This is a genomic window from Winogradskyella bathintestinalis (genome assembly GCF_030407435.1).
Lineage (GTDB): Bacteria > Bacteroidota > Bacteroidia > Flavobacteriales > Flavobacteriaceae > Winogradskyella > Winogradskyella bathintestinalis.
This window is the reverse complement of sequence record NZ_JASDDK010000001.1, coordinates 839,859-864,022: the sequence shown is the minus strand read 5'-3', so window position 1 is coordinate 864,022 and position 24,164 is coordinate 839,859. Positions and strand designations below refer to the sequence as shown.

Annotated in this window: 22 protein-coding genes; 13 read left to right on the top strand and 9 right to left on the bottom strand. The window is 33.5% G+C overall.

The features are described 5' to 3' along the window. The first annotated feature begins 92 nt into the window (after positions 1 to 92). Both QMA06_RS03580 and QMA06_RS03575 read left to right on the top strand, forming a co-directional pair. Positions 93 to 713 (top strand): hypothetical protein, encoded by a 621-nt coding sequence (locus QMA06_RS03580; RefSeq protein ID WP_290205481.1) that lies wholly within the window; start codon positions 93 to 95, stop codon positions 711 to 713. Positions 714 to 765: 52 nt separating this feature from the next. Next, a complete protein-coding gene (locus QMA06_RS03575) occupies positions 766 to 1,431 on the top strand; it encodes a lipoprotein signal peptidase (RefSeq protein WP_290205763.1) in 666 nt (221 codons plus the stop codon). Here QMA06_RS03575 and QMA06_RS03570 read toward each other — a convergent pair. The 4 genes from QMA06_RS03570 to QMA06_RS03555 all read right to left on the bottom strand — a co-directional run bounded on the left by QMA06_RS03570 (position 1,385) and on the right by QMA06_RS03555 (position 4,289). Then, complete coding sequence (locus QMA06_RS03570) at positions 1,385 to 1,948, bottom strand: 5-formyltetrahydrofolate cyclo-ligase (protein WP_290205480.1); 564 nt, start codon at positions 1,946 to 1,948, stop codon at positions 1,385 to 1,387. The genes QMA06_RS03575 and QMA06_RS03570 overlap by 47 nt on opposite strands. Beyond that, positions 1,945 to 2,913 carry a succinylglutamate desuccinylase/aspartoacylase family protein gene (locus QMA06_RS03565; protein WP_290205479.1) on the bottom strand — a complete coding sequence of 323 codons (969 nt, stop codon included), beginning with the start codon at positions 2,911 to 2,913 and terminating at the stop codon, positions 1,945 to 1,947. The genes QMA06_RS03570 and QMA06_RS03565 overlap by 4 nt, the downstream gene beginning before the upstream one ends. Before the next feature lie 75 nt (positions 2,914 to 2,988). Continuing rightward, on the bottom strand, positions 2,989 to 3,864 hold the full coding sequence (rimK, locus tag QMA06_RS03560) for a 30S ribosomal protein S6--L-glutamate ligase (protein WP_290205478.1): 876 nt from the start codon (positions 3,862 to 3,864) through the stop codon (positions 2,989 to 2,991). Continuing rightward, the gene (locus QMA06_RS03555; RefSeq protein WP_290205477.1) at positions 3,861 to 4,289 is read right to left on the bottom strand and encodes an ATP-dependent zinc protease family protein; all 429 of its coding nucleotides are present in this window, start codon (positions 4,287 to 4,289) and stop codon (positions 3,861 to 3,863) included. Before QMA06_RS03555 ends, rimK begins: the two co-directional genes overlap by 4 nt. Before the next feature lie 229 nt (positions 4,290 to 4,518). Between QMA06_RS03555 and uvrC the strand changes: the two genes are divergently transcribed. From uvrC to dinB, 4 genes are all read left to right on the top strand, one after another. Continuing rightward, the gene (gene uvrC / locus QMA06_RS03550; RefSeq protein WP_290205476.1) at positions 4,519 to 6,312 is read left to right on the top strand and encodes an excinuclease ABC subunit UvrC; all 1,794 of its coding nucleotides are present in this window, start codon (positions 4,519 to 4,521) and stop codon (positions 6,310 to 6,312) included. A gap of 135 nt (positions 6,313 to 6,447) precedes the next feature. Beyond that, positions 6,448 to 8,685, top strand: coding sequence for a patatin-like phospholipase family protein (locus tag QMA06_RS03545; protein ID WP_290205475.1), 2,238 nt, complete (start codon positions 6,448 to 6,450; stop codon positions 8,683 to 8,685). 417 nt (positions 8,686 to 9,102) lie between these two features. Beyond that, positions 9,103 to 12,126, top strand: a complete 3,024-nt coding sequence (locus QMA06_RS03540) for a DNA polymerase III subunit alpha (protein WP_290205474.1) — start codon at positions 9,103 to 9,105, stop codon at positions 12,124 to 12,126. Between the two features lie 50 nt (positions 12,127 to 12,176). Further along, positions 12,177 to 13,394, top strand: a complete 1,218-nt coding sequence (dinB, locus tag QMA06_RS03535) for a DNA polymerase IV (protein ID WP_290205473.1) — start codon at positions 12,177 to 12,179, stop codon at positions 13,392 to 13,394. 57 nt (positions 13,395 to 13,451) lie between these two features. On the opposite strand, the gene QMA06_RS03530 is transcribed toward dinB, so the two are convergent. After that, on the bottom strand, positions 13,452 to 13,658 hold the full coding sequence (locus QMA06_RS03530) for a helix-turn-helix domain-containing protein (RefSeq protein ID WP_290205472.1): 207 nt from the start codon (positions 13,656 to 13,658) through the stop codon (positions 13,452 to 13,454). A gap of 2 nt (positions 13,659 to 13,660) precedes the next feature. Then, positions 13,661 to 14,173 (bottom strand): DUF2975 domain-containing protein, encoded by a 513-nt coding sequence (locus QMA06_RS03525; protein ID WP_290205471.1) that lies wholly within the window; start codon positions 14,171 to 14,173, stop codon positions 13,661 to 13,663. Between the two features lie 169 nt (positions 14,174 to 14,342). Here QMA06_RS03525 and QMA06_RS03520 point away from each other — a divergent pair, with 169 nt between their 5' ends. Beyond that, a complete protein-coding gene (locus tag QMA06_RS03520) occupies positions 14,343 to 14,891 on the top strand; it encodes a hypothetical protein (RefSeq protein ID WP_290205470.1) in 549 nt (182 codons plus the stop codon). 65 nt (positions 14,892 to 14,956) lie between these two features. Next, a complete protein-coding gene (locus QMA06_RS03515) occupies positions 14,957 to 15,376 on the top strand; it encodes a putative signal transducing protein (RefSeq protein ID WP_290205469.1) in 420 nt (139 codons plus the stop codon). Here the strand turns inward: QMA06_RS03515 and QMA06_RS03510 are convergent. Continuing rightward, positions 15,363 to 16,859, bottom strand: a complete 1,497-nt coding sequence (locus QMA06_RS03510; RefSeq protein ID WP_290205468.1) for an aminotransferase-like domain-containing protein — start codon at positions 16,857 to 16,859, stop codon at positions 15,363 to 15,365. The two genes, QMA06_RS03515 and QMA06_RS03510, sit on opposite strands and share 14 nt — an antisense overlap. A gap of 98 nt (positions 16,860 to 16,957) precedes the next feature. Between QMA06_RS03510 and QMA06_RS03505 the strand changes: the two genes are divergently transcribed. From QMA06_RS03505 to QMA06_RS03495, 3 genes are all read left to right on the top strand, one after another. Further along, the gene (locus tag QMA06_RS03505; protein ID WP_290205467.1) at positions 16,958 to 18,787 is read left to right on the top strand and encodes a TonB-dependent receptor plug domain-containing protein; all 1,830 of its coding nucleotides are present in this window, start codon (positions 16,958 to 16,960) and stop codon (positions 18,785 to 18,787) included. A 448-nt stretch (positions 18,788 to 19,235) separates the two neighbouring features. Continuing rightward, a complete protein-coding gene (locus QMA06_RS03500) occupies positions 19,236 to 19,877 on the top strand; it encodes a hypothetical protein (RefSeq protein WP_290205466.1) in 642 nt (213 codons plus the stop codon). A 25-nt stretch (positions 19,878 to 19,902) separates the two neighbouring features. Continuing rightward, positions 19,903 to 21,327 carry a flotillin family protein gene (locus QMA06_RS03495; protein ID WP_290205465.1) on the top strand — a complete coding sequence of 475 codons (1,425 nt, stop codon included), beginning with the start codon at positions 19,903 to 19,905 and terminating at the stop codon, positions 21,325 to 21,327. A gap of 319 nt (positions 21,328 to 21,646) precedes the next feature. Here QMA06_RS03495 and QMA06_RS03490 read toward each other — a convergent pair whose 3' ends face one another. Further along, positions 21,647 to 21,946, bottom strand: coding sequence for a hypothetical protein (locus QMA06_RS03490; protein ID WP_290205464.1), 300 nt, complete (start codon positions 21,944 to 21,946; stop codon positions 21,647 to 21,649). Positions 21,947 to 22,084: 138 nt separating this feature from the next. On the opposite strand from QMA06_RS03490, the gene QMA06_RS03485 reads away from it, so the two are divergent. Together QMA06_RS03485 and QMA06_RS03480 are read left to right on the top strand one after the other, a co-directional pair. After that, positions 22,085 to 22,945 (top strand): cupin-like domain-containing protein, encoded by an 861-nt coding sequence (locus QMA06_RS03485; RefSeq protein ID WP_290205463.1) that lies wholly within the window; start codon positions 22,085 to 22,087, stop codon positions 22,943 to 22,945. A 59-nt stretch (positions 22,946 to 23,004) separates the two neighbouring features. After that, positions 23,005 to 23,490: a DUF6646 family protein gene (locus QMA06_RS03480; RefSeq protein WP_290205462.1), complete on the top strand. Its 486-nt coding sequence runs from the start codon at positions 23,005 to 23,007 to the stop codon at positions 23,488 to 23,490. 71 nt (positions 23,491 to 23,561) lie between these two features. On the opposite strand, the gene QMA06_RS03475 is transcribed toward QMA06_RS03480, so the two are convergent. After that, positions 23,562 to 24,035, bottom strand: coding sequence for a regulatory protein RecX (locus QMA06_RS03475; RefSeq protein ID WP_290205461.1), 474 nt, complete (start codon positions 24,033 to 24,035; stop codon positions 23,562 to 23,564). Positions 24,036 to 24,164: the final 129 nt, after the last annotated feature.

The window sequence follows — 24,164 nt, the reverse complement described above, 5'->3', positions numbered from 1 at the left end:
AGTGATCAAAAAAATAATCAACAAAGTAAAAGATAATGAATTTCTCACTTTGTATGAATACAATGACCAGACCTCACAGATTTTTAAAGTCTATGAGGTCTTTTCTATTCTCCACATTTATTATCTGTTCCTCCATATGTTTTTCCCAAAACAAAGTTCAAAAGCAATTATCTGCTCAACATATTACGACCATTTCCATAAATGGTAATCAAATTTTTAATATATCCGTTTCAACATCAAAAACAGATAAAATTAAGGTAACTTCATCGTTAGATGGCGAATATCAAAATAACTTTCAGATCAGTATAAACGAAGACAACCAAACTCTCAATTTAAGTTTAGAACATTTACCCTTAACCGAAATCCCTGACGATAAGCGAAATGCGCACAAAGTTATTGCTGCTACTCTACAACTCGAAATACCTGAACAACGTTCCCTAAATATTCTCAGCGATATTGGCTCTGTAGATTTACAAGGTAATTATAAGTCGCTTTATATAGAATTGTTGCAAGGATCTTGTAATGTTGAGGGTGAAGTAGAATCTGCCGTTGTAAATACTATCGATGGAAACATTGACGTTGTAACCAAAAATGCTACAACTGAAGCAAAATCTAATCATGGGAAAATTATCTTAGATGAATTTTCTAACATAAATTCTATTTGGAAATTGAGATCTATAAATGGTGATATAACAGTTGTAAAGCCGAATTAAACGTCTATTTTTGCCCAAACTAAAAGAGATTTCCACTTTCGTGGGAAGTATCATGTCCCTAAAAAAAGCCTCCATACTCATCATCACAATTCTACTGATAGACCAAATCAGTAAAATTTATATTAAAACCCATTTTCACTTGGGCGAAGATATCAAGGTGTTTTCATGGTTTCATATTGCATTTATTGAGAATAACGGAATGGCTTGGGGAACCAAACTAAGCGATTTTACCACGTTAATCTCAGACCGTACCGCTAAACTTATTTTAACCTTATTTAGAATTATAGCCGTTACAGGAATCGCTTTTTGGTTAGTTGATGTGACGAAAAAGAAGAAGTCTAAAATCCTAATCTTTGCTATTTCTATAATCTTTGCTGGTGCGTTGGGCAATATTATAGATTCTGTATTTTATGGTATTTTATTTAGTGATAGTGTAATGCAGGTCGCTACATTTTTACCAGAAGGTGGTGGTTATGATAGTATATTTCATGGCAACGTTGTGGATATGCTTCATTTTCCAATTTGGAATGGTATTTTACCTGAACAACTGCCTCTTATCGGTGGGAAGCATTTTTCGTTTTTCGACCCTGTTTTTAATGTCGCAGATATGGCTATTAGTTCTGGTATTGGGATATTGATAATGTTTAATAAGAAAGCATTTCATGAAACTTCTAAAACCGATAGATCTGATTCGGAGTCACACAGTAATCCAAACTAACATCATTTTCTTCAATTTCTAAAACCTCTTGTTCAGCTTCGAAAAAAGATAATCCAATTTTTAAGGTCTCGGGTTTACAATTGGCTAAAAAACGATCATAAAACCCTTTGCCATAACCTACTCTATGCCCAAATTTGTCAAACACTAACAATGGAATAAAAACCACTTCTAACTGAGAAGAAGAAATTTCAATACCATCCACAGGTTCTGGAATATTATAGCTGTTTTTTTTAATCCTTGTATTATCCGTTAACAGATAATGATTCATTGAAAAATCTTCAAAATTACTTTTAGATATAATTATATTTTTATCCTTTCCTGAAAGGATATTTAAGATGTAGTCCGTATTAATTTCCTTATGTTCTTCAATAGTTAAAAAAATATGGTAAAAGGATTTAGACCAGATGTCTAATCGCAATAATTGATTCGCAATGGCAAGACTATAGTCGTCTATTTGAGACTCGGAAAGCGATTGTCTTAAAGTTTTATATTTAAGTCGTATTTCTTTCTTTGTCATGATTCGAACTTTGTAGAAATATGAAATATTGCATCTCCTTGATAGATAATTGGCGACTCATTAATATTAAAAATATAACCATCATTTGGTGCCTTTACAAAATGATTAAAACTACCATAAGGATCGGTTATATTCCCGATATCATCTCCCTTTTTAACTTCAGAATTAATACTGACTGTTGCTTTAAACATTCCAGAATATTTCGCTCTAACCCACTTACTATCTTTAATATAAATACAAGATTTTTTAGGGTTAGATACTTTAAATTTTCGGTTTAACATTTCGAGATGATGCAAAACACGTTTTACACCGTTTACCCCAGTATTAGTCACTGTATTATCAATATTAAACGATTTTCCTCCTTCAAATAAAAGTATAGGAATTCCTAATTTATGGCAGGTATTCCTAAATGATTTTTTGAGATTTTTAGAATAAAAAATAAACGGCGCTCCAAAGACTTTAGCCAATTCATTTAATGTTTTTTCACCTTTAATAATACGAACCTGAGCTGCATTAAAACGATCTGCTCCGCCAGTATGAAAATCTAAAACTAAATCGGCATGTGGTAAAATTTCGGTCACTAATTTAAAAGCGACTCTACTTGCGAGAGAACCTCCTCTTATCCCCGGAAACATACGATTAAGATCACGACCATCTGGAAATTCGCGATCCATATGGATAAATCCAAACACATTAATAACAGGAATACAAATAATAGTCCCACGTTTTGGTTTGTTAATTCCTTTTGAAATTATCTGCCGTACGATTTCTACACCATTAACCTCATCTCCATGAATCCCTGCAGTAATTAAAACAATAGGTCCCGGTTTTTTTGAACGTTCAATAATAACCGGAACATCAATGGTATTCTGTGTATGTAGTTTTGCCACATTAAAACTGACTTGGGCACTTTCACCTAATGCCACTTCTTTGCCTAGTATGTGCAGTATATCTTTTTTAATCATGTTAATGGCTCATGTTTATTACGCTATAACACATACAAGTGGTTGCTTATCTGTACTACATTGTGATTCGTAAAACTACTTTCTGCTACGTTCTATAAACGTAATAATAGCTTTGGCTATATTTTTGCCAGTGGCTCCTTCAATACCTTCCAATCCTGGGGTAGAATTTACTTCTAATAATAATGGCCCACGAGATGATTGTAGCATATCTACACCACAAACAGGTAGTTTTAATACCTTAGCTGCATTCATAGCTAATTTAAGTTCGTCTTGGTCTAATTTTATAATATTAGCAGAACCACCACGATGCAAATTAGAACGAAATTCTCCTTCTTTCCCTTGGCGTTTCATGGCTCCGACCACCTGGCCATCTACCACTAAAGCTCTTAAATCTGCTCCTTTGGCCTCTTTAATAAATTCTTGCACAATCACTCTGGCTTGCAAACCATTAAAAGCTTCTAACACCGATTCCGCTGCATTTTTAGTTTCAGCCAAAACAACACCAAGGCCTTGTGTACCTTCTAGCAATTTTATAATTACTGGTGTACCACCTACATACTCTATCACTTCTTCTACGTCTCTAGAATAATTGGTAAATACGGTTTTAGGCATTCCAATTCCTGCTTTACTTAAGCGTTGTAAACTTCTTAACTTATCTCTAGAACGTGTAATAGCATCAGATGGCGCAATGGTAAAGACTCCCATTTCTTCAAATTGTCTAACCACAGCACAGCCGTAAAATGTTATGGATGCCCCAATTCTGGGAATAATGGCATCAACATAATCCAAATATCTATTTTTATAATAAATTGTTGGTTTTTCCTTCTCAATGATAATATCACATTTTAAAGGATCTATGATTTCAACGGAATGTCCTCTGTTTTCAGCTTCTTCAACAAGACGTGTTGTGGAATAAAGCTCAGGATTTCGTGAAAGAATTACTATGTTCATTTAATTATTGTTTGTTTAAAGGATTGGTTTTGCAAATCGACATCGACCATAAATTTGTTTTTCAAAAATTGGCGACCAATTAGTACAGGAAACTTCATATCGTCTCTAGTGCTTAAAGTTAAGTTAATCTTATAGGTTTTACCAAAGAATACAACGGTTGATTTAATTTTGTAGCGATTTTCCCTATGTCCGTTACTACTCTTTACATCTGTATAAGTGTAAGAATCGAAAATTATTTCTTCACTTTTAAAATTAGGATGTCCTTTACTTTCAAAGATACAATGAAGTTTACCATTCACTTCTCTTATTTTAGAACAGTGTATGGCAGAAGTGTAAGCTCCCGTATCCATTTTTACATCAATATTATTAAGTTGCAAATCGGGAAAATTGACCTTATCAATACGACCTAAGATTTTTTTTGTCATAAATTCAATATATAAAAAGAGGCGCAAGATAACGAACTCATAACTACTTTTTCGGGTCGTTAAAAAATTAATCGTTTACGTTTTAAAATTATCTCATAACTATTGTACAGTATAACATCAATAATTCAAAAGCTATCAGCGCGTTAATCTGTAAAAGGTTAAATATTGAGCTCAATAACTTTAAGCACATGTAACTTTTAAATTATAACTTTTATTTACCTTTGATTATATGCCAGAATCGACTTTAGACATTCAGATAAAAACCTTGCCGCACCAACCTGGTGTGTATCAATATTTTGATACAGACGAGCGATTAATCTATGTTGGTAAAGCTAAAAATATTAAAAAACGTGTAAGCAGTTACTTTAATAAACACCATGACTACGGCAAAACACGTGTTTTGGTAAAAAATATCGCATCGGTAAAACACATCGTTGTAGACACCGAAAACGATGCTTTATTACTAGAAAACAACCTTATTAAAAAGTACAAACCAAAGTACAACGTTTTATTAAAAGACGATAAATCTTATCCATGGATTTGTATTAAGAAAGAACGTTTTCCACGCGTATTTCCAACCAGACGCATTATAAAGGATGGCTCAGAATATTTTGGACCTTATACAAGCATGAAAACCGTAAAAACGCTGTTAGGTTTAATAAAAGGATTATACCAATTACGCACGTGTAATTACGATTTATCTGAAGCTAAAATTGAAGCTGGAAAATATAAAGTCTGCCTAGAATATCATTTAGGAAACTGCAAAGGCCCTTGTGAAGGTTATGAATCTGAGGAAGAATACCAAGCCAATATTATAGCTATTAGGGAAATTCTGAAAGGCAATTTTAAGGATTCATTACAACAATTCAAAATACAAATGAAGCGCCATGCTGAAGCGATGCAGTTTGAAGACGCTCAAAAAATAAAAGAAAAATTAGAAGTTCTAGAAAACTACCAAGCCAAATCGACCATTGTAAATCCTAAAATTAGTAATGTAGATGTATTTTCTATAGTAAGTGATGAAAGTTATGCTTACGTTAATTTCTTACAACTAAGTTATGGTTCAATAATTAGGTCACATACGTTAGAATTAAAAAAGAAACTGCAAGAATCTGATGTTGAATTATTAGAATTGGCTATCATTGAAATTAGACAACGGTTCAATTCTAATTCAAAAGAAGTTTATGTACCTTTTAAAGTAAATTTGGGAGACGACATCAAAGTTACTATACCTAAGCTTGGCGATAAAAAAAGCATTCTCGACTTATCTATTCGCAATGCCAAGTATTTTAGAATGGATAAATTAAAACAAATAAAAATTGTAGACCCAGATCGTCATGCCAACAGAGTTATGGCACAGATGAAAGCCGATCTACGGTTGTCTGAAGAACCGAGACATATCGAATGTTTTGATAACTCAAATATACAAGGAACACATCCGGTGGCAGCTTGTGTTGTTTTTAAAAACGGAAAACCAAGTAAAAAGGATTACCGTCATTTCAACATTAAAACGGTTGAAGGTCCCGATGATTTTGCATCCATGGAAGAAGTGGTTTACAGACGCTACAAACGTTTAGTGGAAGAAGATGAGCCTTTACCACAGCTCATTATTATCGATGGAGGAAAAGGACAATTATCCTCGGCCTTAAAAAGTTTAGATATTTTAGGGTTACGAAATGAAATTGCAATAATCGGAATTGCAAAACGTTTAGAAGAATTGTTTTATCCAGATGATCCAATTCCCTTATATTTAAATAAAAAAAGTGAGACCCTTAAAATCATACAACAATTACGAAATGAGGCGCATCGTTTTGGTATAGAACATCATCGAAACAAAAGAAGTAAAAGTGCATTAACTACGGAATTGGAGAATATTCCGGGAGTTGGCGAGCAAACCATTATAGATTTAATGAAACGATTTAAGACGGTTAAACGTATTGCCAATGCAAAGTTAGATGAACTCGAAGCGGTTGTTGGTGTTTCTAGAGCAAATAAAGTCTATAATTATTATCATAAAGAGTAAATAAAAATTTTTATCAAATTAAAAAAAGTATACTAAACTTATTTTCAGAATTGGAACACTCGAAGGTTTAAAATATTCATTGAGAATTCATAGTTGTTGAAGTGAGCGAAAATTGAAACCTGACAAATAGATAAAATGAAAATAAAAAGTCTCATATTAATCTTATTGCTCTTTAGTCTTTTACCAGTAAAGGCTCAAGATTCTACAGCACATAAGCAACCTAAAGTTGGTTTAGTTTTAAGTGGAGGCGGCGCTAAAGGTTTTGCTCATATTGGGGTTTTAAAAGTTATAGATAGTTTAGGTTTAAAGATAGATTATGTTGCTGGCACAAGTATGGGAGCAATTATTGGCTCTTTATATGCCTCAGGATATTCGGGAAAACAACTTGAGCAAATTTTTAAAATCCAGGATTTTGATGAGTTAATAAATGATAATTTTCCAAGACAATCTAAACCTTTCTATGAACGGGAAAATACCGAAAAATACGCAGTAACCTTACCTTTCGATAAGTTTAGAATCTCCTTACCATCGGCATTATCACGCGGTCAAAATGTATACAATTTATTGTACCAATTATTACAACCAGTAAATGGTACTAATGATTTTAGCCAGCTTCCTATTCCTTTCTTTTGTATGACTACCAATATAGAAACGGGCGAATCGGTACTTCTTGAAAAAGGTAAATTAGCAGAAGCTGTTACGGCTAGCGGTGCTCTGCCTTCATTATTTCAACCCGTGGGTATTGATGGAAATATTTTTATTGATGGTGGAGTAACTAATAATTTTCCGGTTGAAGAATTACGAGCCAAAGGTATAGACATTATTATTGGTGTAGATGTTCAAGACGCATTAAGAGACCGTGAGTCATTAAAATCTGCTCCAGATATCTTATTACAAATTAATAATTTCCGCACCATCGATGCCATGAAAAGCAAAGCGGAATTAACCGATATTTACATTAAACCAGATATTACCGATTTTTCAGTAATATCTTTTGATGAGGGCGAAAATATTATTGCTAATGGAGCCGCGGCAGCCAGAACTCAATTGTCTAAATTATTAGACATTAAACAAAAACAGCCTAAATATAAAGAACGATCGGAAGTTAAAATTCTGGACAGTCTTAAAATTAATGAGGTTAATATAGAGGGAAATCAACGCTACACCAGATCTTATCTTATTGGAAAACTAAAATTAAAAGGAGATAAAAAAATAAGCTATTCCGATTTTAGACGTGGAATAAACAACCTTATTGCCACCAATAATTTTGATACGTTTAGATATTATTTAGAAAATACAGAAAATGAATTTGAATATAATTTGTTAGGCAACATTACGGAGACCAGAACCTCAACATTTTTAAGACTTGGGCTTCATTATGATGAGCTTTACAAAAGTGCCATTCTCGCCAATATTACTCAAAAAAAATTATTATTTAATAATGATATTACCTCGTTAGATATAATCTTAGGAGATAACACCCGCTATAATTTCGATTATTTTATAGACAAAGGTTTTTATATTAGTATTGGTGTAAAATCGCGCTATAATCAGTTTAATAAAAATGTAAGTCCTGTATTGGCTTTAGAGGAAGGCTCCCCATTGACGATGGGTATAAATAAAATTGATGCAAAAATTTCAGATTTTACTAATCAGTTATACTTGCAAACCATTTTTAGAAAAGATTTTGCTTTACGAATTGGTGCTGAGCATAAGCATCTTAAAATAACCTCAGAAACTATTATTGATGATAATCAAGAAGATAAAATAGTTTTTGAAAACACTGATTATTTAAGTGTATTCGGTAATTTAAAATTCGACGATTATGATAATTCATACTTTCCTAAAAACGGATTCTATTTTAATGGAGATTTTCATTTGTATCTAAGTGCTTCGGGGTTTAATAAAAACTTTAAAGAGTTTTCTATTGCCAAAGCAGATTTGGGTTATGCTTTTAGTTTTAGCGATAAATTGGCCCTAAAAACAGAGGCTAGTGGTGGTTTTAAAATAGGAGATAAGTCTACAAATGCTTTAGGCTTTGGTATTGGCGGTTATGGAGCAAATTATATCAATAATTTTTATTCGTTTTACGGCTACGATTATTTAGCCTTAATAGGAGATAGTTTTGTAAAAGCGACATTTACTTTAGATTATGAGATTTTTAAAAAACACCACATCATATTAGCAGCTAATATTGCCAATATAGATGATGGTCTTTTTGAATCTGGTCAATTTTTCTCTTCACCCGATTATAGCGGTTATGCTATTGGCTACTCGTTAGAAACATTTTTAGGACCTTTAGAAGCCAAGTATTCGTATTCTCCAGAAACTGGTGATGACTATTGGTATTTTAATCTTGGCTTTTGGTTTTAATAGAACGGATGTTTTATTATGCTAAATTTATTTTCTAATTAAATTATTCTAACCCATAAAAACAGGGCTTAATAGCTATTATTAATAAATTTTCTTATTAATTTAACCATAATCCTTCAAAATAATAAAACCGCTACTTTCTATTATATTTCATATTTATTTTCAAATTGCTACAAATAAAAGCAACACAAACTACATATAGTAGCTAATTTTACCATCTAATTTTTTGCTATCGATTTCATTTTAAGTTTTGTCTTAGACTCCAAAATTTGAGCTTTTATAATGTTATGAAGTTTTTTAATATAACATTTAAATATCGCAATTTCATATTTAAAAAAAGCGCAAGTTTAGTTTCGAGGTTTAATACTTAAAACGGAAATTTTTTTCAAAAAAAGAAAACGTTAATATTAGTCTATTATGTATTTAAACTGTCACACTTACTATAGTCTTCGTTATGGCACTATAAAGCCAGAACAACTGCTCGCTATCGCCTCAGAAAATGGAGTACAAACCCTTGCACTGACTGATATTAACAGCACCTCTGCCTGCATGGATATAATGCGCTTATCCAAAACATATAAAATAAAATCTGTACTTGGTGTAGATTTTAGAAATGGTGCACAGCAACAATTTATTCTCATTGCAAAGAACAATCAAGGATTTCAGAACATTAACAACTATTTATCTCGATTTCTTCATCATCAAGAATTACAAATACCAGACAAGCCACACGAAGTTATAGACGATTGTTTTATTATATATCCCTATCAAAAAAACAAACATTTCGAATTAAAATCTAATGAATTTTTAGGCATTACACCTCAAGATCTTAACCAATTAAAATTTTCAAAGTGGAATCAATTCAAGCATAAATTAGTAATATTAAAAACGGTCTCTTTTCAGAATAAAAAGGGGTACAATACACATCGTTTGTTGCGTGCTATTGCTAACAATACATTATTAAGTAAACTTCCTAAGTCAGAAGAAGGAAAGGCTACTGATATGATGCTGTCTTATGATACACTATGTGAAACTTACGCAGAATTTCCAAACCTTATCCATAATACCAAACAACTTTTAAAACATTGCACTATTGATTTCGATTTTGAAAACATAACACCAAAAAACCAAAAATGCCTGACAGAAAATGAAAGTTCTGATTATAAATTACTAGAAAAATTAACCTATGATGGTATTTCTTATCGCTATGGCTCTGACATTCAAAAAAATGTATATGATCGTATTGAAAAAGAACTCATAATTATTAAACAGAAAGATTTTGTTTCTTATTTTCTTATCAACTGGAAAATTCTAGAATACGCCCGTAGTAAAGACTATTATTACGTTGGTCGTGGTAGCGGCGCCAATAGTATCGTGGCTTATTTATTGCGAATTACAGATGTAGATCCCATTGAACTCGATTTGTATTTTGAACGTTTTATTAACTTATTCCGACAGAATCCTCCAGATTTTGATATCGACTTTTCATGGAAAGATAGAGATGACATTACCAATTATATCTTTAAAACCTTTAAGCATACCTCCTTAATTGCGGTTTATAACACCTTTAAATTTAGAGCTTCAGTACGCGAGTTAGGAAAAGTTTTTGGTTTACCAAAGTCCGAAATGGATTTACTAACTAGAGGAAAATACAATAATAATCAACTCGATAATCTATCGCAACTCGTCATTAAATATGCAAAGTATATCGAAGGATTTCCCAATTATTTAGGGATACATGCAGGTGGAATTTTAATTTCAGAGCAACCCATTCATTCCTACTGTGCTACGTTTATGCCTCCCAAAGGTTTTGCTACTACACAGTTTGATATGGTAGTCGCCGAAGATATTGGTTTGTATAAGTTCGATATTTTGAGTCAACGCGGTTTAGGAAAAATTAAAGAAGCCGTAGAGATTATTGACCATAATTACACAGAGCAACCCCCAATTGATATTCATGATATTAAACGTTTTAAAACAGATGAACGTATAAAAAACCTTCTCAGAAACGCTAAAGCGATTGGCTGCTTTTATGTAGAATCACCAGCAATGCGCATGTTATTAAAAAAATTACAAGTAGATAATTATTTGGGATTGGTAGCTGCGAGTTCGGTAATTAGACCCGGTGTTGCCAAAAGCGGGATGATGCGCGAATATATTTTGCGTTACCGTTATCCTGAGAAACGTAAAGAAGCACATCCTGTTCTTGCACAAATTATGCCCGAAACTTATGGTGTTATGGTCTATCAAGAAGACGTTATTAAAGTAGCGCATCATTTTGGTGGTTTAGATTTAGGCGAATCAGATATGTTGCGTCGTGGTATGTCTGGTAAGTTTCGTTCGCGAGAAGAATTTCTAAAAGTGAAACAAAAATTTTTTGATAATTGTAAAAAAGATGGCAAGTCTGACGATTTAGTTGCCGATGTTTGGCGACAAATAGAAAGTTTTGCTGGTTACGCCTTTGCCAAAGGCCATTCTGCTTCGTATGCTGTAGAAAGTTACCAAAGCCTATTTTTAAAAGCGTACTATCCGTTGGAATATATGACAGCTACCATTAATAATTTTGGTGGGTTTTACAACACAGAGCTTTATGTACACGAAGCCAGAATGCATAACGGATGTATTGAAGCACCCTGTATCAATAAGTCTTCGGTAGAAGCTAACATTTTTAAAAAAACAATCTATCTCGGTTTTATGTTTTTACAATCTTTAGAATCTAAAACCATCAACCGTATTCTTACTGAGCGTAACAAAAATGGAATATTTCAATCGCTTGATGATTTTATAGAACGAGTTTCAATTTCTATTGAACAACTATCCATTTTAATTAAAATAAATGCCTTTCGATTTACAGGAATAAACAAACGTGAATTACTTTGGGAAGCCCATTTAAAAATTAGTAAAACCATAATTCAAGAACCCGTCATTAATCTATTTAAAACTGAAAAAATCAACTACAACACACCCGAATTACCAAGTACAGCCTTAGAAAATGCTTTTGATGAAATAGAACTTTTAGGATTTGCTTTGTGCAATCCGTTTTTATTATTAACCACAAAACCAACAGGAAATTTACGCGCTAGACATCTCGAAAAACTAGAAGACAAACGCATTGTTATTGAAGGCTATTTAATTACCACAAAAAACACCAAAACAGCTAACGGTAAAATAATGCATTTTGGAACATTTTTAGATCGTGATGGTGATTTTATAGACACGGTACACTTCCCTCCTATTGCTGCCAAATATCCTTTTAGAGGCAAAGGAATTTATAGAATTGTAGGCAAAGTGATGGTAGAATTTAATTGTGTTACTATCGAGGTTTCAGAATTAGAACGACTTGCCATTATTGAAGATCCTCGTTATTCGGTAAAATCCTTAAATCCTACATTTCAAAAAAAGAAAAGTTTTCAAGATCTTAAAAAAGTAATCGCGTTATAAGACAACTCGCAAGTTGTCCGTACCTATCGCAAATTCCCCCAAACACAAGCATGAACAACAACCGCAACATCGTACACATGGATTTAGACACCTTTTTTGTGTCTTGCGAACGCTTGCTTGATAGTCGCCTTATTGGCAAACCTGTACTTATTGGTGGCACAAGCGACAGAGGTGTTGTGGCATCTTGCAGTTACGAAGCCCGAACCTTTGGCATCCATTCTGCCATGCCCATGCGAATGGCAAAACAGTTGTGCCCAGAAGCAATTGTATTGAGAGGAAATTCTGGTATTTATACCAAATTTTCAAATGACGTCACTGATGTGATTAAGGAAAGTGTTCCACTTTATGAAAAATCTTCGATTGATGAGTTTTACATGGATCTCACAGGAATGGATAAGTTTTTTGGTTGCCACAAACTCGCTTCAGAATTACGTCAAAAAATTATTAGGGAAACAGGTTTGCCGATTTCCTTTGGATTATCATTAAACAAAACTGTTTCAAAAATTGCCACAGGCGAAGCCAAACCCAATAATGAAATCCGAATACGCTCTGGTACCGAAAAGCCATTTTTAGCGCCACTTTCAGTCAAAAAAATTCCTATGGTTGGAAATGTGACTTATAAAGCCCTATGTGATTTAGGCGTTAAACGCATCAAAACGGTACAGGAAATGCCCATGGAATTGATGCACAAAGTGCTTGGCAAAAATGGACTCGTCATTTGGAAAAAAGCCCACGGCATTGATAATTCGCCTGTGGTACAATACCACGAACGCAAATCTATTTCTACCGAGCGCACCTTTGGGCAAGATACTACAGATGTTACCAAACTAAAAGGCTTGGTTATTGCTATGGCAGAAAACTTAGCGTATCAATTGCGTCGTGGCCATAAATTAACAGCTTGTGTGACATTCAAAATTCGGTATTCCGATTTTCAGACGTATACACAGCAGCAACGTATTCCTTATAGTGCCATGGATCATAGTATTATTCCTGTGGTATTGGATTTGTTCAAAAAACTATATCATCGCCGACTTTTAGTTCGATTGATTGGTGTAAAATTTAGCCATTTGGTGGAAGGTGGCCATCAAGTAAATTTATTTGAGGATAACGAAATGCAGCTCAACCTCAGCAATGCTATGGACAAAATGCGCGAACGTTATGGGGACAGAGCCGTTATGAGTGCTGCGGGTATGGAAGCTAAAAGCATTAGCCGTTGGAATCCTTTTAATGGTGAACCGCCTCCTTTATTGCCCAATCGCCGACGATGATGATGACAGACTTCACAGGATTAAAATATTTGTGAGGTCTGGTAATAATGTGCAAATTTAGTCTTCAACATATTCCAAAATATCACTAGGCTGACAATCCAAAGCTTTACAAATGGCTTCTAAGGTTGAAAATCGAATCGCCTTTGCCTTTCCCGTTTTTAAGATGGAAAGATTAGCCGTTGTAATACCAACGATTTGTGCGAGCTCATTGCTTTTCATACCGCGTTTGGCTAACATTATATCTAGGTTGACTATTATTGGCATGGTTATATGGTTAGGTCGTTATCTTTTTTAAGCTCAATACCTTTATATAAAACATTAGAAAATAGCATAAAGAACAATCCAACAACGGACACAAACACCAATGAAATATTGGTATAATCAATGATAATTCCAATTCTATCTAACAAAATAAGGTCTGCTAAAAACCTAAGAAAAATGGTAGTTAATCCAACAATGACGAATAATTTACCAGATTTTAAAAAACACTGTGAAATTTCAGTTGTAAAAAATTTTCCAAGGCTTAACTTTTTAACGCCACTTCGCATATAAAATAAGGCCAGAATGCATAAAATATATTCCACAGCAAAGGATACTAATATTATATAAGTTTTCCAACTGAATAAATCAACTGATTGATAGCGTTCTGGCATATCAATTATTATAGTTGACTTTTGAATAATAATGTAAAAGAGTACAAATACCGATACCAATAACGATAGCGACAATAGCCCAATTAATACATCAATAAATTTTCTTAACCGAGTAGCTGTTTCCATAATATATTTCAATTAAATTATTGTTTATCAATAACAAATATATTAATAATTATCGATAAACAATAATATTCATGAGCAACAGTGATTTTTTAGGTGAAGTTAAATACTGACAGATGTTCGGGTTTAAGGAATTTGTTAGCTCTCAAATTCTTTATATTATATTTGAAAGGTGAAACCAAATATCATCATTTCAGAAAGCGCAAGACCAATATGGCAAATTCCAATTGCTGCTCTATTTTTTACTATAGCTACGGTGATTCTCATCTTGGGGTTATATAACCTAACCTTTACCGAAAAAGGACTTATTGTATTTCTTTATGAACTTAAATCATCTATACTTTTTATCGCTCCTGGTATTGGGTTTACATTAACAAAAAGTATTCATATCGATATTACAAATTCACGGTTTAGACCAACCTTTAATGTAGGTCCTTTAAAATTTGGATCATGGCAAACCATTAAAAATTACGAATATGTTTCCGTATTTCATCAACCCACCATAAACGGAGATTATGTTTTTGAAGTGAATCTTTGGTACGACCAAAACAAACATTTTGAATTGTATGAGGAAAATGATTATAAAGAAGCCTTCCTCATAGGTTACGAACTCTCAGAACAATTACACATCGATTTATTAGATGCCACTGTTCCAAATAATTTTCAATGGGTTAACAAAGATGAATGGAAATCTAAAATAGCATCTGAAACAATAGAATAGTTTTTTTTAACTTGTGTATGTTTTAAAAATCTAATAGGTCACCAAAACCTTGTTATCTTTACCAAATGCAAAACACCTTCGTTACTATAGCCCAATTCCAATATTCCTCGGAAGCCGAGATTATAAAAGGCCGATTAGAATTTGATGGTATTCAAGTTTTTTTGAAGGACAATATTACCATTGACACCGACCCTTTAGTAAGTAATGCTATTGGTGGCATAAAATTAAAGGTATTAGCTAAAGACGAAGATGAAGCAAAAGCTATTTTAAAATCTATTCAACAATATTCCTTAGATAATGATGGCCATCCTATCACTTGCCCAAATTGCGGTAACAGCCACGTAGAGTTATATTCTACCATCAACGATTTAAAATCTTTGGTTTCTTTTATAGTTGGCTTTGTTACTGGAACTTTACCGTTCAGCACACGCTACCAATACAAATGTGAAGATTGCAATACTGAGTTTCCGGTTAATAATAAATGACCTTATCATAAGCGCTTTTCATTTTTTTAATCACAATTTCAATTTCTTCGTCGTTTAAGTGTCCAAAACCAAAACGAATTGCACAGGTGTTTCTATCCTGATATAAAATGGTTTTAGGTAAAAATAAATCTAATTCTTCGGCCTCTTCTGCCAATTTAATTAATGAAATTGTCTTATTAAAACGCAACCAAATTGCCAGACCACCTGTAGGGATTTCCCACGTCAAAATACCTTCAAAATAATACTTCAAACAATAACATAAATGATCTCGCCGCTGTTTATAAGTAACAATATTCTTTTTCTTAAGACGATATATTTCACCTTCAGCGATAAGTTCAGCAAGCATTTGTTCTTGTATTAAATCGCCTTGTTTATCGAGTAACTGTAAATAATTTTTGGCTTCAGAAATCAAATTTTCTGGTGCAATTACAAATCCTGTGTGAAAGCTTGGAAATAATGATTGTCCCAATTTACCTAAATAAATTACTAAACCATTAGCATCTGCACTTGCCATAGGTAACATGGCTGAACCTTCAAACTGAAAATCATAATCGTAATCATCTTCTATAATAGCAAATCCATACGTTTTTGCCATTTGCAATAATTGTAAACGACGTTTGGCGCTCAAAGTTGTGGTTGTTGGGTAATCTCTATTAGTACAGATATAAACGCATCGCACACTCCCTTTTATAAAATGCTTTTTTATGTAATCTACATTTAAACCTTCGTTATCTATAGGAACTGTTCTAATAGTTGCGCCAGCTTGCTGAAAAATCATGTTTGCCGCATAATTACTCAACTGCCCCACTAAGACTAAATCATTTTGTTTTATTAAAAGCTGAGACACTATATAAAGACTCATTTCTGTACTCCGTGTATTTACTAAATTGCTAGGTTTTACATGAAATCCGCGTGTAGCATTCAAATAATTACAAAGCTGTGCACTAAAAATTGAAGGTCGTAAAGCACTAGTCCTATTCCACTTATTTAGTAAAACTTTACGCTTCATGGCAGCACTATACCACCTTGAAAACTGATGAACAGGATGCAAGCGCAAATCGGGCTTACCATCGTTTATAATATATTTTGCTGTAGTTTCTTCTGCCGTTGAAGCCAAATGAAATGACTGCTCAAAGGGAAATCCTACTGCTTCTGGATACGCATAAACTTTATTTATCTGTTGCATTGAGGCTCTAATCTTAGGTGTGGATGCCTCAGGTACCAATACATAAGTTCCCTTATTTGCAATAATGTCTACCCAACCTTGTGTAGCCAACTCATCATAAATAGCTACGGCTGTATTGCGATGAACGTTCAATATTTGACTTAAAATACGAGTACCAGGTAACTTAGTTCCCTTTTCTAAATAACCACGCTGAATCGCATTTATAACCTGTTGCGATACCTGAATGTAAACCGGTTGCACTAAGGTTTTATCGAACCTAATAAGCTGTTTAAGAATATTATTAACCGGACTATTCATCGTTTTAATACTGGACTAGTTTAATCGTCCGGAAAGTTACGACTTTTGCAGCGTTAAAATTTAAACATACTACAATAACCATTATCAAATTAAATTCAATGAAAAATACTAACTTCATATATACCTTGCTATGCATGGCGATTTTTACTGCGAACGCTCAGCAAAAACCCAGTATTAAAACGGACGCATTAAAAGAGGTTTTGATTACCTCGACACGCATCGATTTACCTTTCAAGGAAAACTCGAGAACCATAAATATCATCACCTCTGCCGATATTAAAAATAGTGCTGCTATAACAGTTAGCGATTTACTTCAACAAGTCGCTGGAGTTGATATTAGACGTCGTGGTACAGGTGGAAGTCAAGCCGATTTATTTATTAGAGGTGGCGGATTTGACCAAACACTTTTATTAATTGACGGTATAAAAATGGACGACGCCCAAACGGGACATCACACTATGAATGCTGCCTTACCTTTAGAAGTAATTGAGCGCATTGAAATCATAAAAGGTCCAGCAGCACGTGTATTCGGACAGAATGCCTTTACAGGTGCTATTAATATTGTAACAAAATCGCGTTTAGATAGCGCTGTTTCAGCCTCTATTGAAACAGGCTCGTTTGGTCAACTTAACGGCTCTGTAACCGTTGGGTCTAAATTAGAAAACTCAACACATATCCTTCATGCGGGCAAAATGACGTCTCAAGGCTACCGAAATAATTCCGATTATGACAATTCTAACTATTTTTTGAAAAGTATTTTTAACAAAAAAGACCAACCTATAGAAATGATAGCCACGTTTTTCGAGAAAAAATTTGGAGCTGAAAATTTTTACACTACCAACCCAACTTATAATGAATACGAAGAAACTCAAAATAGTATACTCGCATTTACAACCAAATTTCAGACTCAGAAATTTAAAATTCAACCGCGTGTTTATTGGAAGCGTAACCAAGATATATTTCTTTTAAAGAGGTTTGAACCTAATTTCTTTAGAAACTTTCATATTTCAAATAAAATTGGGGCGGAAGCCAATGTTTCTCATACGTCTAAATTAGGAGTTACAGGATTCGGTATTGACATATCTAAAGTTTATTTACGGAGTAATAATCTAGGGAATCGCAACCGCTTTATGTCCACGCTATTTTTAGAGCATAGATTTCAATTATTGGATACGCGTTTAGATATAACGCCAGGAGTTGCCGTAACTTATTATTCGGATTTTAAGTTTAATGCCTTTCCTGGATTAGATATTGGTTTTGATGTTACTAACCATCTAAAAGTCTATGGAAATATAGGATTCACCTATAGAATTCCAACTTATACCGATTTATATTATAGTGACCCAAGATCTATCGGAAATTCAGATCTAGAGCCAGAAGAAGCGTTTGCACAAGAAATAGGGATCAAATACAACACTCAAAAAATTAGCGCAAGTCTTTCTGTTTTTAATCGAGATGCTAAAAATTTAATTGATTATATAAGACCAAATGCAGTTGAAGAAATTTTTACAGCCAGCAATATTGCAGAAGTCAACACTAAAGGATTAGAGTTTGATGCTGCCTATAATTTTAAGTGGAATAACTTTAATCAGACCTTAGCGTTTGGCTATGCTTATTTGGATGATAACATATTAGATCAAAATGAAGAATTATCGCGCTATTCTTTAAACACGTTGAAGCACCAATATACCACGCGATTAAGCACTAAATTATTCAAAAATATTAATCAAAATATAGTGTATAAATATGCTGAACGTACTACAGGACAAACCTATAATGTTTGGGATGCGTCTATTGTAATTCGATTAGCAGCACTTGAGTTATCCTTAACTGCAAGTAACATATTTAACGCGGATTATATAGAATCTGGTTTTACACCTATGCCACCGAGTAATGTTTTGTTTGGGTTGCGTTATAAGTTTATCTAAAAAATATTTATTTACTAAAATCTAGAAAACAGCCCTAGAGTTTCCTCAAGAGGATAATCCTATAATTAGGCATTGAGATCAGTCCTCTTGAGGATTAGTTATATGAAAATAGATTTTGTTTTAAAGCTACCGAGCGAAGCTCATAAGATTCTACTCAAAATAATTCTTAATTTTTCTGTAACAAAATTCTTTCATCAGATACTTATATATTGAAAGTCAACCTTTACCCAAATACAATTCGCAAAAATAAGTACAAAAATGACCGTACTATATAACCATCAAATACAATTAACATGCTTTAATTAGATATTAGATCTAATGAATGCTTATCAAAAAAAAACGTGACTAATTATGTCAGCTTGGTCCGATTTTGTAATTGATTACTTTTAAAATAAGATGCAATAATCTTGCAATGGTCGTATATTTATCAACTAATAATCTACTCGTTATGACTGAATGGTTCTCTAATTTAGAATTTCTTTCTAAAATGTATTGGTTAGTTGCCATTATAGGCTCTCTAATTTTCACAATAGTGATGGTTATGGCGTTTACAGGTGGCGATGCAGATGAGATTGGTGATCTCGACTCCGATATTGATGCTGATGGAGCAGGATTTCAATTTATATCTTTTAAAAATCTCGTTGGTTTTTTTACCATTTTTGGCTGGAGTGGCATTGCTTGTCTCGATGCAGGACTCTCAAAACCAATGACTATAATTATTTCGGTAATTAGTGGTTTATTAATGATGGTAATAATGGCCGCACTATTTTATTTTATTAGCAAACTCTCGGATAGTGGCACGTTAAATTACAAAAATGCGCTCGATGCAGTTGGTGAAGTCTATTTAACCATTGGTGCCGATAGATCTCGAATGGGAAAAGTAAGTGTAAGTGTGCAAGGCACAATGCGCACTTTAGATGCTTTGACCGATTCTTTTACTGAATTAAAAACAGGAACAATAATAAAGGTGGTCGATGTTACTTCTAATGGTATTCTTATTGTTGACCACACCAAAAAACCTATTGAACCCACAATAATCCAAAATGATTCTGTATTGAATATTGACGCTCAAAAAAAACTATCAAAATAATAACTAACCTTCAAATTTATTAACTATGAAACTACTAACCATTCAAGAAAATTTTAATGTGGATAGTCTTGGCGGACCAATGCTACTGATTTTCATTACTTTATTTATTGTTTTAACCTTAATTATTTTAATAAAACGTTATAAACGTTGTCCTTCGGATAGAATTTTAGTAGTCTATGGAAAAGTTGGTGGTGGACAATCTGCTAAATGTATTCATGGTGGAGCAGCATTTATAGTACCCGTAATTCAAGATTATGAGTTTTTAGATTTAACGCCGATTTCAATCGAAGTGAACTTGGTCAATGCTTTATCTAAACAAAACATTCGTGTTAACGTACCATCGCGTTTTACTATTGGTGTTTCTACAGAACCTGGGGTAATGCAAAATGCGGCAGAGCGATTACTAGGATTAGGAGCGCAAGATGTACAAGAATTAGCCAAAGAAATTATATTCGGACAATTACGATTGGTGGTTGCCTCAATGGATATTGAAGAAATCAACAACGATAGAGATAAATTTTTAACTAACATTTCGCAATCCGTTGAAACTGAATTGAAGAAAGTCGGTCTTAAGCTTATTAACGTAAACATTACCGATATTGTAGATGAGTCTGGCTATATTGAAGCACTTGGTAAAGAAGCCGCAGCGCATGCTATTAATGCCGCTCGTAAATCGGTTGCCGAGAAAACTAGAGACGGATCGATTGGTGAAGCCAATGCTGTACAAGATGAAAGAACCCAAGTGGCTGCTGCCAATGCACAAGCTGTAGAAGGTGAAAATACGGCCAAAATTGCCGTTGCTAACTCAGATTCCACTCGTCGTCAGCGTGAAGCCGAAGCGGAACGTGTTGCTATTGCATCAGAGAAAGTACAGTCTGCAAAAGCTTTACAAGAATCTTATGCCGCTGAGCAAGAAGCAGAAACTGCGAGAGCAGAACGCGAGCGTTCGTCTCAAATGGCCGATATTATCGTACCTGCGGAAATTGATAAACGTAAAGTTGAAATTGATGCCGAAGCAGAAGCCGAGCGAATTAGAAGAAAAGCAAAAGGTGAGGCTGATGCCATACTTTTTAAAGCACAAGCAGAAGCACAGGGTCAGTTTGAAGTTTTAACAAAACAAGCCGCAGGTTTACAGGAAATTGTGAGAGCTGCAGGAAACAATAGCAGAGATGCTGTTTTACTTTTAATTGCAGATAAATTACCTGAATTGGTGAAAACACAAGCTGAAGCTATTAAAAATATTAAAATTGATAAAGTAACCGTTTGGGATAATGGTTCAGGAGGAGAAGATGGAAAATCATCGACCGCTAACTTCTTATCGGGTATGTACAAATCAGTACCACCGTTACAAGAAATGTTTAATATGGCTGGTATGGATTTGCCAGAGTATCTAAAAGGAAAAGACAAAAAAGAGATAGAAGCAGAAGATGCGACAATTGATAAGTCATAATTATCTCTATTTGAATATAATTAATTCCGAAAGACCAATATCAACATTAAAATATTTTTAGGGTATTGGTCTTTTATTTTTAGGAATTCTTAGTATTAATAACTACTGTTGTATTCTATTCCTCGAGAAGACATTTACTTTTTTTGTAAAGACGGAATTGGAATTATACGTTCGAACAAAAAATTCAGGAGCACTCATAATCTGCTCAGCTTAACTTTTGGTAAATCGCAAAATATATAGTGGTTTTAAATAAAAATAACAAACTAAAAATGGCCCCAAGAACAATGGAGCCATTTGAATATTAAAATTCTAAAAAGTATTATTTACAGTTTCCTGTCATTTCAATTTTCTCAAATCCTAAGATGAACATTTTTGCCGAAATAGTAGTTCTGATATTTGTTACACCATTACTACATTTTCCTTCTAATTGTCTAAGCATATTTCCAGACTCTTTCTGAGCATTCATTGGTGTCAATCCAAAAATGTTCGTGTTTTTTTCTGTTACGCTTACTTCGTTCCCTGCGACACTATAATCTGTTGGTGTAGACACAAGTCCTACAGTTCCACAACTAGTTGCTAAAAACAATGATGCTAAAGATAATGTAAAAATTTTTTTCATAATAAATTGTATTTAAATTTGAGGACGAATTTAGCAAAGTGAATTCCATAAAACAAAAAATCACTTACTAAATTAAGGAATAATTATTGACATTAAATTCCGTTTTACTAACTTTGAAACCTAAATTTTTTTAAGCATTTGAAACTTAATCTTCAAGATATTCCTCGCGTAAAAACCATTTCAAAGGAAGACTTTATAAAACATTATTTCAAACCACAAAAACCAGTGGTTATAGAGCAGTTTATTGAAGATTGGCCGGCGTATTCCAAATGGAATTTAGACTACATAAAAAAAGTTGCAGGAGATGTCACCGTACCGCTTTACGATGATCGACCGGTACACCATAACGATGGTTTTAACCAAGCACATGCTAAAATGAAAATGGCCGATTATGTAGATTTACTAAAACGTGAACCTACAAAATACCGCATTTTTCTCTGGAATATTTTGAAAGAAGTGCCCCAATTCCAAAAGGATTTTAATTATCCAGATTTTGGACTGCGATTAATGAAAAAATTACCAATGCTATTTTTTGGAGGTAAGGACTCTTATACCTTTATGCATTACGATATTGATTTAGCCAATATTTTTCATTTTCATTTTGAAGGCAAAAAAAAATGTATTCTATTCGACCAAAACCAGAATAAATACTTGTACAAAGTACCACACTCTTTAATTACTAGAGAAGATATAGATTTTAATGATCCGGATTTAGAAAAATGGCCAGCTTTAAAAAAAGCGCAAGGTTGGGTGTGCAATTTAAACCACGGTGAAGTGCTCTATATGCCCGAAGGTTATTGGCATTATATGCGTTATCTTACACCAGGATTCTCAATGAGTTTACGCGCCATAGCTAGAAATCCTAAAAACTTAGGCAAAGCGATTTACAATATTTTAGTGATGCGTAATATTGATAATGTAATGCGACGTCTTAAAGGTCAGAAATGGATTGAATGGAAAAACAAAAAAGCCATTACAAACACGGATCGTTTCAGCTAAATTTCGGACATTATTAGATTTCAATTTGTATCTTTGCCCAAATTTTTAAAAATTAAAACATGAAAAATATTCTATTAATAGTCGCTATGTTGGCTATTAGCTTTGGAAATGCCCAAGCTTTTGAAGGTAAGGGAGATACCAAATTTCAAGTGGGTGCCAATTTCCAAGATCATGCTACAGGTATTAACGCAAGTTTCGACTATGGCTTGGGAGAAAATATTTCAGTAGGTGTAACGTCTTCTTATGCATTAGGAGGAGCCAGTGGTATTGAGGATCTCGATTTTGGTGATCGTTATGACTTAAAAGCGCGATTTAATGCTAATTTAGGAAATGTTATCAATATTGACGAAAATTTTGATCTATACCCTGGGCTTAACCTCAGCCTTAAAAATTTTGGCGGACACATCGGAGCACGCTATTTCTTTACGGAAGGTTTTGGTGTTTTTACAGAAGCTAATTTTCCTCTAGCAAAGTACGATACTGATGAAGTAATCGATATTCATAATCAGTTTACCCTTAATCTCGGAGCTGTTTTTAATATATAATAGGCATTAAGTTATTATATGCATTAACCTTTTCTTTCTTCTAAAAATATTTAGAAAAAAGAAAAGGTTTTTTATTTAATATACTCGCTTAATTTTTCATATACTAAATGCGATTCCCAACCTCTGTAAAGCAAATAATCAGCTACTTTTTTCTTTTTCTTATAACTATTTTTTTCGGTGACCTGTGCGATTCGTTTTAAAGTTAGTTCATCTAAAGTTTTAATATAATCCTCTAAATCAATTTCCTTTAAGGCAGCGTCAATACTATATTTAGAAATATCTCTAAATTTCAGTTCTCTCACTAAACGGTTTTTTCCCCATTTTTTTATTCTGAATTTCCCGCTTACAAAGGCTTTAGCAAATCGTTCTTCGTTAAGATAATTATGTTGAATTAAATGCACCAGAATAACATCGATAGCTTCAGGAATCATTTTCATATCTCTTAACTTAGCCCGTACTTCTTTATGGCAGCGTTCTTGGTATGCACAGTAGCTCTCTAGCTTTTTCTGAGCTTCATTAACGGTGTACGTTTTTTGTGAATCCATTAGTTCAAAAATACGATAGAAATGCGATTAACGTCAAATTATTCTAATAAGTACAACTAACGTTATATTATACATCTTAACAAGTGTTACACTTAAACGGAAAACTTGGTTACTCGCAGATAAAACCAC

What these genes read in the sequence shown, in the direction of transcription:
- rimK (WP_290205478.1), bottom strand. Translation starts at nt 3,864, where the DNA reads ATGAACATAGTAATTCTTTCACGAAATCCTGAGCTTTATTCCACAACA.
- QMA06_RS03580 (WP_290205481.1), top strand. Translation starts at nt 93, where the DNA reads ATGAGGTCTTTTCTATTCTCCACATTTATTATCTGTTCCTCCATATGT.
- QMA06_RS03555 (WP_290205477.1), bottom strand. Translation starts at nt 4,289, where the DNA reads ATGACAAAAAAAATCTTAGGTCGTATTGATAAGGTCAATTTTCCCGAT.
- QMA06_RS03545 (WP_290205475.1), top strand. Translation starts at nt 6,448, where the DNA reads ATGAAAATAAAAAGTCTCATATTAATCTTATTGCTCTTTAGTCTTTTA.
- QMA06_RS03505 (WP_290205467.1), top strand. Translation starts at nt 16,958, where the DNA reads ATGAAAAATACTAACTTCATATATACCTTGCTATGCATGGCGATTTTT.
- QMA06_RS03490 (WP_290205464.1), bottom strand. Translation starts at nt 21,946, where the DNA reads ATGAAAAAAATTTTTACATTATCTTTAGCATCATTGTTTTTAGCAACT.
- QMA06_RS03495 (WP_290205465.1), top strand. Translation starts at nt 19,903, where the DNA reads ATGAAACTACTAACCATTCAAGAAAATTTTAATGTGGATAGTCTTGGC.
- QMA06_RS03515 (WP_290205469.1), top strand. Translation starts at nt 14,957, where the DNA reads ATGCAAAACACCTTCGTTACTATAGCCCAATTCCAATATTCCTCGGAA.
- QMA06_RS03530 (WP_290205472.1), bottom strand. Translation starts at nt 13,658, where the DNA reads ATGCCAATAATAGTCAACCTAGATATAATGTTAGCCAAACGCGGTATG.
- QMA06_RS03525 (WP_290205471.1), bottom strand. Translation starts at nt 14,173, where the DNA reads ATGGAAACAGCTACTCGGTTAAGAAAATTTATTGATGTATTAATTGGG.
- QMA06_RS03510 (WP_290205468.1), bottom strand. Translation starts at nt 16,859, where the DNA reads ATGAATAGTCCGGTTAATAATATTCTTAAACAGCTTATTAGGTTCGAT.
- QMA06_RS03570 (WP_290205480.1), bottom strand. Translation starts at nt 1,948, where the DNA reads ATGACAAAGAAAGAAATACGACTTAAATATAAAACTTTAAGACAATCG.
- QMA06_RS03475 (WP_290205461.1), bottom strand. Translation starts at nt 24,035, where the DNA reads ATGGATTCACAAAAAACGTACACCGTTAATGAAGCTCAGAAAAAGCTA.
- QMA06_RS03480 (WP_290205462.1), top strand. Translation starts at nt 23,005, where the DNA reads ATGAAAAATATTCTATTAATAGTCGCTATGTTGGCTATTAGCTTTGGA.
- QMA06_RS03565 (WP_290205479.1), bottom strand. Translation starts at nt 2,913, where the DNA reads ATGATTAAAAAAGATATACTGCACATACTAGGCAAAGAAGTGGCATTA.
- dinB (WP_290205473.1), top strand. Translation starts at nt 12,177, where the DNA reads ATGAACAACAACCGCAACATCGTACACATGGATTTAGACACCTTTTTT.
- QMA06_RS03500 (WP_290205466.1), top strand. Translation starts at nt 19,236, where the DNA reads ATGACTGAATGGTTCTCTAATTTAGAATTTCTTTCTAAAATGTATTGG.
- QMA06_RS03540 (WP_290205474.1), top strand. Translation starts at nt 9,103, where the DNA reads ATGTATTTAAACTGTCACACTTACTATAGTCTTCGTTATGGCACTATA.
- uvrC (WP_290205476.1), top strand. Translation starts at nt 4,519, where the DNA reads ATGCCAGAATCGACTTTAGACATTCAGATAAAAACCTTGCCGCACCAA.
- QMA06_RS03575 (WP_290205763.1), top strand. Translation starts at nt 766, where the DNA reads ATGTCCCTAAAAAAAGCCTCCATACTCATCATCACAATTCTACTGATA.